The 13,887-nt window shown below is 42.5% G+C and carries 10 protein-coding genes; 1 reads left to right on the forward strand and 9 read right to left on the reverse strand.

What is annotated here, in order from left to right; genetic code table 11:
• Positions 1 to 123 precede the first annotated feature (123 nt).
• The 7 genes from AB5618_RS04685 to AB5618_RS04715 all read right to left on the reverse strand — a co-directional run bounded on the left by AB5618_RS04685 (position 124) and on the right by AB5618_RS04715 (position 9,684).
• Positions 124 to 2,619 carry a glycoside hydrolase family 2 TIM barrel-domain containing protein gene (locus AB5618_RS04685; RefSeq protein ID WP_368366531.1) on the reverse strand — a complete coding sequence of 832 codons (2,496 nt, stop codon included), beginning with the start codon at positions 2,617 to 2,619 and terminating at the stop codon, positions 124 to 126.
• 195 nt (positions 2,620 to 2,814) lie between these two features.
• A complete protein-coding gene (locus tag AB5618_RS04690; RefSeq protein WP_227198702.1) occupies positions 2,815 to 4,116 on the reverse strand; it encodes an alpha/beta hydrolase-fold protein in 1,302 nt (433 codons plus the stop codon).
• Positions 4,117 to 4,675: 559 nt separating this feature from the next.
• The gene (locus tag AB5618_RS04695; RefSeq protein ID WP_227198701.1) at positions 4,676 to 4,993 is read right to left on the reverse strand and encodes a hypothetical protein; all 318 of its coding nucleotides are present in this window, start codon (positions 4,991 to 4,993) and stop codon (positions 4,676 to 4,678) included.
• Positions 4,945 to 5,286, reverse strand: coding sequence for a 2Fe-2S iron-sulfur cluster-binding protein (locus AB5618_RS04700; protein WP_368366532.1), 342 nt, complete (start codon positions 5,284 to 5,286; stop codon positions 4,945 to 4,947). Before AB5618_RS04700 ends, AB5618_RS04695 begins: the two co-directional genes overlap by 49 nt.
• 49 nt (positions 5,287 to 5,335) lie before the next feature.
• Positions 5,336 to 5,740 carry an HI0074 family nucleotidyltransferase substrate-binding subunit gene (locus AB5618_RS04705; protein ID WP_118577587.1) on the reverse strand — a complete coding sequence of 135 codons (405 nt, stop codon included), beginning with the start codon at positions 5,738 to 5,740 and terminating at the stop codon, positions 5,336 to 5,338.
• Positions 5,712 to 6,020: a nucleotidyltransferase family protein gene (locus tag AB5618_RS04710; protein ID WP_226814871.1), complete on the reverse strand. Its 309-nt coding sequence runs from the start codon at positions 6,018 to 6,020 to the stop codon at positions 5,712 to 5,714. The genes AB5618_RS04705 and AB5618_RS04710 overlap by 29 nt, the downstream gene beginning before the upstream one ends.
• Positions 6,021 to 6,306: 286 nt before the next feature.
• A complete protein-coding gene (locus tag AB5618_RS04715; protein WP_368366533.1) occupies positions 6,307 to 9,684 on the reverse strand; it encodes an EAL domain-containing protein in 3,378 nt (1,125 codons plus the stop codon).
• A 19-nt stretch (positions 9,685 to 9,703) separates the two neighbouring features.
• Here AB5618_RS04715 and AB5618_RS04720 point away from each other — a divergent pair, with 19 nt between their 5' ends.
• Positions 9,704 to 9,883 carry a DUF6783 domain-containing protein gene (locus AB5618_RS04720; protein ID WP_368366558.1) on the forward strand — a complete coding sequence of 60 codons (180 nt, stop codon included), beginning with the start codon at positions 9,704 to 9,706 and terminating at the stop codon, positions 9,881 to 9,883.
• Positions 9,884 to 10,094: 211 nt separating this feature from the next.
• On the opposite strand, the gene AB5618_RS04725 is transcribed toward AB5618_RS04720, so the two are convergent.
• Positions 10,095 to 11,135 (reverse strand): alpha/beta hydrolase, encoded by a 1,041-nt coding sequence (locus AB5618_RS04725; protein WP_148461540.1) that lies wholly within the window; start codon positions 11,133 to 11,135, stop codon positions 10,095 to 10,097.
• A gap of 42 nt (positions 11,136 to 11,177) precedes the next feature.
• Entirely contained in the window at positions 11,178 to 13,802 is a 2,625-nt protein-coding gene (locus tag AB5618_RS04730) for a glycoside hydrolase family 2 TIM barrel-domain containing protein (RefSeq protein ID WP_368366534.1), read from the reverse strand.
• Between the last annotated feature and the right edge of the window lie 85 nt (positions 13,803 to 13,887).

Below are 13,887 nucleotides of genomic sequence, written 5' to 3' on the forward strand. Positions count from 1 at the left end.
ACTCTGTCCTTTCAGTTCTGTTTGAACCGCTGGATTTACTATAGCAAAAGGAATGGGATTTGTGAAAAATTCGGCAAATTTGGAACCGTTTCTGGCAAAACTGGTAAGCATATGAACTTTAAATCAATCTAATATTTCAATCTCTGTCTCTGCATTTCCAAGCTCAGATTCAGCTTTCACAACTACTTTACCAGCTCCAGCCTGTGGACGGATAATCGCCAGTGCTTCTCCATAATAAGTATCTGTCTCATTGCTCTGGTAGCTTTCCGGATAGTATGGGCAGGCGCTTCCAAATGCCAGAAGCTCGCCACCTTCTACAGTAAGCCTGATTCGATTTCTTGCCAGCGGTTTAGTCTCGCCGTTTTCATCTGTGTAGCGCATTCTTACGTAGCAAAGATCGGTGTCTGCATTCACGCGGGTAAGCTCTGGTTCTGCCACAAGAATCGTCTCTTTTCCAGCTGTTGTCAGTGTCCTTTCTGCAATTATATTGTCATTTGCATCATAGGCAACAGCCTTGATTTCTCCATTCTGATAGGTTGTATCAAAGAATACCTTGCAGTCATTTTTGGGCTTTTTAGTGCCTATACATTTACCGTTTATATACAGCTTCACATGATCTGCACGGGTGTAAACTTCTATTTTTGCAGCATTCCCGTCACAGCCCTCCCAGGACCAGCTTTCTATTGCATTTGTCATTTTCCATGCAGAAGGAGAATGGGCATCCTTTGTGTGATCAACCGGCATAACTGCAATTGCCAGATCCTCCAGTTCAAAGGCGACTCTGGTATATGCCATCTCGCCAAGAGGCTTTCCTGTGAGATCAATCCGGCCTGATCCGGCACTTACCCAGCCACAGCCGCCATCAAAACGAGGTGCATAATCCTTATATTCCCATGCGCCGATTCCAACCTCACCCAGATAATCCTGAGCAGCCCAGACGAAATCACCAATGATACGCTTATCACGTTTTGCTTCCTGCATAAATCTGTACGCATCTGCACAGAAGGTTTCACTTCCAAGAATAATTCGCTTGGGATACTTCTTTAAGTCATGATGGTAACGCTTGATTCCATAGTTATATCCTGCAACATCCATATTGGCATATGCATCTCTTGTTTTCACATCACATGGATAAAGAGTTGCTCCTGTTTTCATAAATCCGGCACCAAAAATTCCGGCTACCGTGTTATAAAATTCACTTCCCACAGCCTTTTTCTTCTTGGCATTCTCAGCAGCTTCGTCTGCTTTTTTATCGCTGTAAACACCAAATCCCATAGAGCTTAAGAAGTTAAAAAAGATATTGATTCCGCAGCTTACAGGACGGGTGGAATCCAGCTCATGAAGTCTGTCTGTAAGGGATTTTGTAAGGGCAATTCCCTTTTTCTGCGCAGTCTCAGACACTTCATTTCCTGTAGAATACATGATCACAGATGGATGATTATAGTCCTTATCCACCATATCTTTTAAGTCTTTTCTGTAGTTATCCAGAATCTCATCTGCATAGTCATACTTTGTTTTATGGATATACCAGCCATCAATATATTCGTCCATTACAAGCATTCCCATTTCGTCACAGGCACGAAGAAGTGCCTTGGAACATGGGTTATGTGCAGAACGGATTGCATTATAGCCAGCGTCCAGAAGAATACTGATTTTACGGCGTTCTGCAAATTCATACGCACATGCACCAAGAAGACCGTTATCGTGATGGATACAGCCACCTTTTAACAGGACACGTTTTCCGTTGATACAGAAGCCCTCTTCCGGAGTACAGCTTACTACACGGATTCCAAAGGTTTCTTCCTGAATATCCTCGCCGAAGGTTACGCGGCAGGTGTAAAGATTCGGTGCTTCCGGGCTCCAAAGGTTTGCTCCCGGAAGAGCAATTTCTCTGGAAAATTTACCATCTGCCTGGAGAATTTCCAAGGCGATGATCTTATCTGATGCTTTGTCAGAATTTTGAACGGTTGGTTGTACTGCATTTTCGTCAATACACGGCTCTATGGTCTCGTCTGTCTGGTCTGCACTTTCGCCAGCCACAGCTTTTCTGGTAACAATCTGTTTCTCCAGAATCTCCACTTTCACCTCACCGGCAGCATTCGGCCATGCCTCCACGCGGATTTTCGGCTCCTTATAATCCAGTGTAGTGATCTTCACGCTGTCAAATCTTAAATGTTTCTTCGGTGCGATATACAGCCACACCGGACGGTAAATTCCGGTACCGGAATACCAGCGGCTGTTTGGCTGATCGTGGTTGATCACTTCCACACAGATTACATTCTCTTTCCCGAATTTTACATACTTGGTGGCATCTACATAGAATCCGATATATCCATAAGAATGATAAGCCACTTTTTCGCCGTTGAGATATACAGTTGCCTTACGGTAAACGCCCTCAAATTCCAGGATCACTTTCTCGTCCTTCGCTTTCTCTGGAAGGATAAATGTTTTCTCGTAAGTGTAATCCTGCGCCTCATACCATCCTATATTCACACCGCCGGCACTTGTCTCGCTTCTCTCATCCAGCTGCATGGCATCATGCGGAAGAGTCACTGCAAATGCCTTTTCTTTCTCTCCGGTTCTGTAGCATACCCAGTTTTCGTTAAATGACTGCTTCATGATTTCCTCCTGAAATTTTCTATAATTTTCGTTTAATTTAAAATTCCCAACTATATCTCAGTCGCTATTTTCTACCCGTATTTTACCAAATAAAAAGCAGGCTGCCATATTTTAATCGCAACCTGCCCGAAAACACACGTAAACTGTGAAAAAAGCGGATTGCTGTTCTCCCAATTCACAGCAACGTGTTTCCCGCTAAAAAATCTTCTGTAAAAAATTATACAACGCCAGATGCCAGTTTCCCATAGAATGATACCGCATTGGAAATACATCAAAACAGGTATTTACACCAGACCGCAATCTGGGTTCTATATCCAGCAGAGCCTGGTAATCCTGAACCTGTCCAGGCAGGGCGAAGTCGAAGTTGCCGCTCGCCACATATAAATAATGAATTGGCAGTTCTGCAAAATCGCCTGTCTGAATGGTATCTTCAAATGCAGTCTTGTCTGTCCTGCTTCCGCTGAATGCCCCGAACCAGGAAAAATAATCCAGGCTCTGGCACAATGCAGAATGATACATCGTTACCGCCCCTCTTGACAAACCGGCAAAGGCTCTGTGATCCCGGCTCTGGGAAAATCCCTCATCATCCGCAAGCTTCGCATAAGTGGAATAAGAAGACTCAATCTCCGGCATCAGGTCGTTTCGAAGTTCTTTTGCAAAAGAATAGGTCAGCTGGTCCAGGTCATCCGCGCAGTCATCTTCTACATAAAAAGTCGGAGTTACCACGATCAGTGGATCAATATCTCCCTCTGCGATCATATGATCCAGCATGTTTTTGTTATATGGATTGGTTTTCAGCCAATACTTTTCATCATCACCAGTTCCATGCATCAGGTAAAGAATATTGTACTCTTTCTCCTCGCTGTAGCCATAAGGCAGATATACATAAGCTGTCTTTTTCACGTCCCGCTCATCAGTAGCATATGCCTTGGTGTCGTACACTACTTCTTCCACAGTTCCCGCCTGTTCTGATTCTTCCGCATCATATTTCGCCGGAACTGCCCACAGCTCATCCCGGGCCTGCCCCTGCGCCTCATGCCCTGCCTCATACCTTACTTTCCAAAATCCCAGGAAACCTGCCAGAATTAAAACAGCTGCAAAAAGCGGCAAAACTGCCACACGCCCCACAGGGATTTTTTTCCTGATCATTACTGCGGTTCCCAGGATTCCTCCCAGCGCCGCAATAATACTCTCTACCAGAAACAACCAGTTAAAGTAATAAGTGCTGGTAGAAAAATTAGTATTAAAATACAAAACAAAAGCTGCCGCTGCAATCACCAGATACAGAAAAGGCATTCTGCTTTTCCATGCCATATACGCCACCAGCATAAAAGTCACCGCAATCATACTGAATGTAATAAATGCTGTCTTATCTCCCAGAATTGCAAACCGGACAATATCAATTCCGGAAAGTAGCACCAGAATAACTGCGGGAATCTGGCTGATCCGGTTCCACATTTTTTCATCTGCTGTCTTCTCAATTTTCTGTTTCATCATTTTCCCACTCCTACATTTTCTCCAGATACTTTACCATATTTCATTGAGCATTTCCTAAAAAATCCGCAATTTGCAGCTCAGAAACCGCAGACTGCATACAATAAAATTCTTCACAGATAAAAATAACAGATTTCTTTTTATTTTTCAGCATTCTGGCAAATGTCGTCACCTTTTAGGCAAAAAAATACCGGAAACAGCTCTTCAAATCCTAACATCAAAGAACCATTCCCGGTTTAGAAGGAATTTCAATTATAATTTGCAGCCTCGCTGCGCGCCCCAGATCACTCTTTCACCGCACCGGAGGTCATGCCGCCCACAATATATTTCTGTCCAATCATATACACGATCACAACCGGAATACAGGTAAGTACAATAGGTGTTTCCAACAAGACTTACCTAATAGATATCTTCCACTCCTGGCATCCATTCAGCTTTTTTCGTCTTGCCATTGACAGTTTGATCATTCACTTTTTTCCTTCCACTTGCTATTTTGGGGCTTTTTGAGTTTTTACAATAAGACTTTCCAGTATTTTATTTATTGTCTTCTGCACGCACTTGCTCAGCGTTTCGTGCCATGTTCCAGCGCATAATTGGCTCTTTGAATTACGTCTCCGCCATACTGCATCTGGGGATTCATTCTACTTTCTACTGCCAAGTTTTCCCCAGTTCTACCATCCAGAAGATACCCCACAATTGTAGTCGTTCCAAGGTCGATTGCCGCAGTAAAAATACAATCACCTTTTTCAACACTACTATTCACTCCATGGACAGAATCTTCATGGACGCCAACAATTGGTCTTAAATCAAGGATTTCTTCATCTGTATAGGCTACTTGCCACTCTGACTTTTTTCCCCAGTCTCCGGCTTCTCCAGCCACACTGTTTTCACCTGCAATTCTGGCTGGAAATTCACCTTTCTGAAAAATCCTTCGCTCAAAATTTTACCTCTTTTTTTCTTCCCAGGAATCTCCACCTGACAGTCCTTTTCCACTTTCGTCTGGCACGCCAGCACCGGCTTTCCATCCACCTTCACCAGACATTTCCCGCAGGTTCCCTGCCCCCCACAAGGCGCATCCGGCGCAAGCCCCGCCCGAATCTCTGCCTCCAGCACGCTGATTCCCACCGGAACCTCTATACTAATCTCTTCCCTCACAAAATACACCTTAGCCATAACCCAAACTCCCTAAAAACAACCGACCGGGCATGCCCCGGTCGATGTATCATTCTTTCAGCAATTTTTCAACAGCCTTTTTGAAATCATATAATTTATCAATATACACATGAACAATTGTCCCGCAATGTTCTTTCACAATCACTCCATCATAGTCGTGTGCAAGCTGATTTCTTACTTTCAGCATATCCATCCACTCATCACCAGTAATCAGATTCGCCTGAAATGATTCTCTGAGAACTTCTCTTGGTGAGCCAGTGACAAATCCAGTTATTGCATAATACTGTACTAGAATATCTTTCATAACCTTCCACGCCAAGTCAAATGTAATACTGAATTTAGCACTGGTTCCACTAAGTACAAAAGAATCTGACAAATCACGCTGTTTCGCCTCCGCCAGAGAGTCCAGTGAATTTCTAAACGACTCAAATCTTCTTATAAATTTCTCGTCCATATTGTTTTATATCCTCCAACAACAGCTGATTCTGACAAGTATCAAGATCAACCAGATCAATTGTGTACAATGTTGGAATCTCTTCTAAATTCTCCTGCAAATCAAGAATTTCGTGTGAAGCGACTCCAGACACTGCAATGTCAATATCGCTCCGCTCTGTCGCAGTTCCCTTTGCCCGGGATCCATACAGAATTATCTTCTGTGCCCCATACAATCTGCACCGTTGTATAATTTCTGTCATGACCTCATCAACGCGCATAGTTTCCCCCATTTCACTCATAAAACTAATTTCATTATAGGTTAAATCCCACGCAACGTCAATTTGCAAAATCTATCTAATTTATTGCCATCAACATCCAGTATCAAATTATCTCTATCATTTTTTCCATTTTCTCACTCATTTCCTAACTGCTTATCACTGATATTTTTTCAAGTTTTTAAAATGTATTTTTAAAACTTTTGTATTTTACATTTTTTTAATTTTATGTGCTGTAGCAGATTATTTTATACACACATAAAAAGAATCCGGCACAAAGCATTTTTATACACTTTGTACCGGATTTCTCTTATTTTTCTTGTACAAATTTTCTCACAAACTCTTCATACCCACAAGGCTTCCCCCAGAAATATCCCTGGGTGAATTCCGGGCACAGCTTTCGGATTTTGAGCCATTCCTGGGCACTTTCTATACCTTCGATACAAATCTTCATATCCAGATTATGAATCATGGTACAAAACTGATTCAGAAGATAATATTCCTGCTCATCTGCAACTGCTTTCGCAGTGAAAGAACGGTCGATCTTAATGATCTCTGGTTTCAGCTCGCTGAGATAATGGAAGTTCGAGTATCCGGTTCCAAAGTCATCCAGCGCCAGACTGATTCCCATTCGCTTCAGTTCTGTGAGAAAATGTTTCTCATTTATATTTTGTTCCAGAAGATCACTCTCTGTCAATTCCACGATCACCGCTTCCAGCGGCAGCCCCGCCCTTTTCATTTCTGCACTGATATCCTGGATCACATCAGACTTAGAGGCCTGTATCTGAGAAATATTAATACTCATCCGGAATCTTGAAAGTATCTTCCGGATCTCACTGCATTTTCCCATAGCCTCTTTCATCATCCAGCGGCCAGCAGGAATAATCAGACCTGTTTCTTCCAGAATAGGAATAAACTCCGCCGGTGAAATCATTCCGAATTTTTCAGAGGTAAAACGCATTAAAGCTTCTGCTCCATAAGGCACTTTTTTATCTTCAGCAAATACAGGCTGGTAAAAAGCTGTAAAGCCCTGAAATCCATTGATTACAGCCTCTCGCAGTTCCTGGGTGATCTCTCTTTTCCGAAGAAATTTTCTGTAGGTTTCCCCATTAAATATATAACAACGGTTTCTTCCCAGCTTCTTCGCCTCATTCAGGGCAAAATCCGTCAGCTTCAATGCTTCTGAACACTGATTTCCCTTTAATGCCATAAATGGTACAGTTCCTCCTGAAACCGTATACATGACTTTAAATTCATTGGTTTCAATAAATCTATCTATTGCCTCTCTCACTTTATCATAAATCTTATCCGCATCCTTCACCTCATCAGAAGAAACATCCAGAATCAGAAATTCATCTGCTACCAGCTTATACACCTTCTGTCCTTCTGATATGCAACCGGAAATACACTCCGCCGTTTTCTTAAGTACAAAGTCACCGTACTCCTGTCCGAAGTTCTCATTGATTTCCTTAAAATGATCGATTCCTATACGAAGCAGATATCCTGTTTCCAAAGGAGTATCCAGCTGGTTCATATACTCCCGGAAACCCGACTCTCCCAATAGTCCGCTTACATTATCTGCCTTCTGTCTCTCGCCAATCTCATTCACACAACCGATCATATAAAGAGGTTTCATATTATCGTCACGGACCAGATACCCTTTGCTATGAATCCAGATCGGTATTTTTTTCAGATCCAGCCATCGACACTCTATGCTATGGATACAGCGGTCTGTTTCAAGAAGGTCATCAACTTCCGCTTTCAGTTTTTCATAATCCGGTGCATATACAAATTCCTTATGCTTCGAAATTACATTATGAAAACCATTTTTCGGAATACAGAAACGTTCAAGAGCCTGATTTGCTATATAATAAAAATCTGACCGAAAGTCAACCACATATGGGTAATTATCTGTAGTCGGGCTAAGAAGATCGATCACACTGCAAAGCTCATCCACAGACATGCTCTGAAACTTTTTCTCCTGCAGGATCACCTCATCTGTAATCTCTTCAGTTGACTGCTTTCCCATACGGAAAAGCATTTTATCCAGACCGGTTGACTGTGCCATCTTTTTCCTGCGCTTCTGACGGTACAGCATGGTATCACTTCGTCTTACAATATCCTTAAAGTCAAAGTCTATATCAGGCTGATAATAAGCGTATCCGGCTGACATGCTAAGTGGATAATCCAGCTTGTTCGTTTCCGCTGTTTTTTTCAAAATCAGCTCAAGCGCCTTCAGCCGTTCCGGAATCATATCCTTCTCATCACTATGGTATACATATGCAAACTCATCACCGCCAATCCGAAAACAATTCTTTACATTTTGAAATGCCTGACTGATACACTGATAGCAAAGCTTCAGCGCCTCGTCTCCCTTTTCATGACCAAAATTGTCATTGATCACTTTCAGATTATCCAGATCAAACAGAACCACACCTGTTGTACGAAGTTTAATATCACCTTCGTCCAGATATTTCACCATGTCCTCGTAAGCGTTTCGGTTCATGGCTTCTGTGAGCATATCCATGTTGGCTATTTTCTGCAGATAGATCACCTTTTGCTTCTGGATGTATTGATCGTAATATTGGGAAACCTGGATCCAGATCAGCATAATGATAAACAGCAGAGTTCCTATGGGAAGCAAAATGGATGTCTGTTGGAATTTTCTTAAATAATAAAGAAACATTTCCGCCATTCCAAATACTATGAGCGCGCACATAGGATACTGGAATTTCTTAGCTTCATCGTTGCCTTCTTTTCTTGCTTCGTAAAAAATGAGCACAACTATGTAAACCGCATTGGCAACCATAATAACATGGGTTGCAGGAAGCATCCGGAATATATCAATAATTCCTGTACACTGAAGCAGAACATCACCTGCCATATTCACAAGATAAAGAGTGGAAAAGATCAATGCACCTTTGTGATATCTGCTTTTACAGATATCATATAACAGGAAATTAAAGGGTACCGGGAAAAGAAAGAATGAAAAATATTCCACAAAGTACAAAGTTCTTCCATCCGGAATCAAAAACTGCCGGAATCCACATTGTGCCAGTGTCCATACTGCGATCAGCAATGAGAAAAATCCAAGGTTTAAAAAGATCTCTATTTTCGCTTCTATCTTGTCTCTTCTTTTTCTTCGCACTGCTCCCAAATAGAGCAGCAGGCAGATGATGCTTGCAAACAGGATTCCACAGCTGAGCAACAGGGTTTTAAAGCTGTCCGTTAAGATTTTCAGAATGCAGTCGCCTCGTGTTCCGTATGCAATGCTGACTTCATTTCCATAATAATCGTCATATACCGGAATAATTCTGACCTCCAGATTTTTGCCCGCGCTGCCTTCCGGAATATCCACAATGTGCCAGCAGCTTCCCGGTGACTTCATAAAGCTGGGCGCATCTTCTTCGTTTCCGTATTCGTATATTTTTTCTCCGTCCAGCCACACTTCTGCGATGGTGTGTGTGGTTTTAAACAGGATTGATTTGGGAACATTGAAGTCTTTAGGCAGAGCAATATTCTTTGATTTGATTTCTCCATCCGTCAGTTCTTTTGTTTCACATTTGATCGTATTATCCCAGAACAATTTTTCCCTGACCGTACTCTGACTGAATATCCATCCCGAAAAACAGATGGCAAACATTCCAAATGCGAACAGAGTGATCCATAGTTTTTTTTCTATTTTCATAGTTTCTCCTTTAGCCAATATGTCTGCACCCTGGAGCCTGTTTGAAAAATCATTCCAACAATCTCCTACAACCTGTAACGCGCATCTTGCAGAAAATCTTTTTCAAACACGTTCTAAAACATATTCCAATATAAAAATCAGATGCGCCTTATCAACAATGTTCTCGCATCTGCCGTTCTTATTTATAAATATACTATAGATAGAATAACAAACCCCATTAGCTTTTTCAAGGTTTTCGAGAATATTGACAAGGCTTTTCGGGAATATTGGCAAGGCTTTTTGTTTGAAAGCAAAAAAATATCTGGCATTGTGCTTTTCTACCCATGCGCCAGATATTTTTCTTCGTTTCTGTCAGCTTATGCGTTTCTCTTTCCCCAGAAACCATTCCCTATTAATGTATGTAGCTCCTTTTATGCAAATTTCTTGTCCAGATATTCTTTCAAAGCTCCCAGATTTTCATCACTGTACAGCTGATCTGCTGCATGTTTATAATTATGAAAAAGCTTAAATTCCACCTTATCTGCTTCAACCGTTCTTGTAAGCAGCGCATTCAGTCTCTCAGACTGCAGATACGGAACATCTAAATCCGCATCACCATGCCAGATCAATATATCCGGGCTGTTTTCCTTCGTAAGATTTTTCTCAATATAATATAATGGACTGTAATTGTTTTTCTCATCCTCAGTAAGAGTTTTTACATCCTTGCGCATCCAATAAGATTCCACATCTTCGTAGCCGGTATCTTTAATTGCCCCCTGAAGCCACAGGCTGGCCGCCCAGCGGACAATTTTGGGGATCCTAAGCTCCCTGTAATCATCTTCCATGGTTCCGAATTCCACACAGCCGTAATAGTCCAGGATCACCTGCACTTCACTGGAAACAGGATGGTTCTCATCTTCTCCGATAAATGGAACACTATTAAATTCCTCATCATTGGAAGCGCCACAGATCACAGATAAATAGCCTCCAGCTGACTCTCCCCAGATTGCAAAACGCTCCGGATCGTATCCATATTTCTCTGCATTTGCACGAAGAAAACGGATTGCTGATTTCACATCTTCCACACCTGCCGGAAAGGCTGCTTCCTGGGCAAGACGATAGTTAACGGATGCACATGCATATCCATGATCGCGGAAATAGCGGTACATCAGCTGCGCCTGACGGGACTGGCTGTCATTGTATACAAAGCCGCCCCCATGTACCAGTATGATCAAAGGCATAGGTTTTTCACTGTCCGGCACATACAGATCCAGATAGTCATTTTCGGAAGCCTCAGAATATGGCAGCTTCTCATAAGCTTTTCCTCCGTTCCATTTGGAAGAATCATCTAATTTCACTGATGGAGAGTATACATTATGAAAAACCACACGGACAGCTTCATGATTGTAACCGAGAATACCAGCTACAACAGCAAGACAAATTCCCCCTATGATAAAACCTTTTTTCTTCATTTTTTCAACCTCTTTTCTACCTTAAATCATAAGCCTTTCACTTCATTCACATGGAATTTCTGCCACATAAAACCGTTCTTCATCTGCCACTGTAACCTTCACCGGTCCGTTTCCATCTGCCTGTACAACTGCCATCGCCTCACCATAATAAGTCGCCACAGTATGGTCCGTGTAATTCCCTTTTACATACGGAGCCGGGCTTCCAAGCCCCTTCAGGACACCATTTTCTACCGTTACTTTTATGTTATGTTTCTCCATTGGTTTCCAGATTCCCTTGCTATCTGTGTATTGCAGTTGAATAAATGCAAGGCCTTCCGGCTTCACGGTTTTCTCCTCTGGGCGCACCTGAAGAACCGTATCTTTTCCTGCTGTCTGTAAGGAATAACGGTTGATTTCTTTTCCGTTTTCATCGTAAGAAACCGCCGTTATCTCCCCATCCTGATAGGTGGTATTAAAGTTTGCACGGCATTTTTTCACTTTCTTTTTACCAACACTTTTGCCATTGATAAACAGCTCAACCTGTGCAGCCCTTGCATAAACTTCTACCTTCGCCGGTTCTCCGTTACAGCCATCCCATGCCCAGCTTTCCAGAGCTTTTGTCAGCTGCCAGCCAGTAAGACGAAGCTTTTCTTTCTGGTAAACAGGATCAACTGCAATAAACGGACCTGTTTCTCTTTCAAAAGCGACTCTGGTATATGCAGCCTCTGCACGCGGTTTTCCGTTCAGGTCAATTCGGCCGTTTCCACCTGTCATTCTCGTGGCGGGATCTTCAAATTTATAGTCAGAATACTCTGCTGCACCATCCCCGACTTCTCCGATATAATCCCATCCTGCCCACACAAAATCACCGATAATCCGTTTGTTTTTCTTGGCAATTTCCCAGAAACTATACGCATCCTTACAGAAGGTTTCGCTTCCCAGAATCAGACGGTTCGGGTACTTTTTCAGGTCATGCTTGTAGCGGAAAATACCGTAGTTATAACCTGCGATATCCATGTTTGCGTAGGCATCCTTCGTCCTTAAATCGCATGGATAAAGGGTAGCACCGCACTTCATAAAGTAGTCTCCAACCAGACAGGCAAGAGTATTATAGAACTCGCTTCCTACTGGTTTTTTCTTCTTTTCCGGCTTGGTACTGCCTAATCCTTTTTTTCCATTTTCTGTGGCTTTATTTACTGTCTTTTCACCACTTTTAACTACTTTTTTCTCATTCTTTCCAGTTGCCTGAGCGGCATTTTTCTCTGCATTTCCAGCGCTCTTTTCTGCCTTATCATCGCTGTAAACACCAAGTCCTATGGAGCTTAAGAAGTTGAAGAAAATGTTGATTCCGCAGGTAACAGGACGGGTTGAATCCAGGCTGTGAAGGAAGTTTGTCATATCACCGGTGAGGGCAATTCCCTTCTTCTGGGCGGTCTCTGCAACCTCATTTCCGGTGGAGTACATGATCACACTTGGATGGTTGTAATCCTTATCAACCATGTCTTTTAAATCCTGTTTCCACCAGTCCGCAAGCTGTCCTGCATAGTCATATTTAGTTTTATGAATGTACCACACATCCACATATTCATCCATCATCAGCATTCCCATACGGTCACAGGCATCCAGAAGTGCCTTAGAGCAAGGATAATGTGCAGAGCGGACTGCATTGTATCCATTTTCTTTGAGAATACGCATTTTACGTTCTTCTGCTTCCGGATAAGTACATGCACCAAGCACACCATTGTCATGATGGAAGCAGGCTCCGCGAAGAATCACACGCTCTCCGTTAATGGTCATTCCCACCTGCGGGTTCCAGATCAGCTCGCGGATTCCGAAAGTTTCGATTACTTCGTCTTCACCGAAAACTGCTTTACAGGTATAAAGATTCGGGTGCTCTGTATCCCAGAGCTTTGCGTTTGGAACGTCCAGCTGGAAGATGGCCTGGTATTCTGCTGCCTGATTATTTTTTTCTGCTTCCACCTGCACCAATTCACTCTTCTGACCATTTTCTCCAGTCTGTACTGATCCATTTGGCTGCATGTTTTTATTATCTGATGATATTATTCTGTCATTGTTTACATTCCCTATTTTTGTACTTTCACCAATTACTCTAAGTACTTTAGAGCCCTCAAACTCAATCTTCAGGGAAAGCTCTCCCGGCGCAGAAGTCTTTACAACAACCTCAATTTTTGCCGGATCATAACTCAGAGTACGGATTTTCACACCATTTACCGGAATATATTTCTCCCCTGCAACATGCAGATAAGCCGGACGGTAAATACCGGTTCCTGAATACCAACGGCTGTTTGGCTGGTCAGCATTGCGCGCAATGACTTTGATCTCATTCTCTTTTCCATACTGGAAAAAGCCCTCTGTATCCACATAAAAATTGGTATAACCATAAGGACGGTAAGCCGCCTTTTTCCCATTTATGTAAACTTCGCCATTGTGGTAAATCTCCTCGAATTCAATGAGGACTTTCTTATCTTTATACTCCTCTGGCACAAAGAAATTCTTAGTATATTCGTAATCTCCACCAATATACCATCCAACATTTCCCTCGCCGGTACTCTCCTGAGTACGCGGCTCACTCAGCATTGCATCATGTGGCAAAGTCACCGGATAAGCTTCCTCATCCCGGGTAAGACACCTGCATATCCAATCCTTGTTAAAATCAATTTTCTGCATACAGTAAACTGCTCCTTTCTGAAATCTCTGTCCTTAAACCAACTACTTTTTCGGCATTCTCAATCTGTTAACAGTTTACTGCTTT

The sequence above is a fragment of the Ruminococcus sp. J1101004sp1_RTP21198st1_B9_RTP21198_201120 genome (genome assembly GCF_040924245.1).
GTDB lineage: Bacteria > Bacillota > Clostridia > Lachnospirales > Lachnospiraceae > Blautia_A > Blautia_A faecis.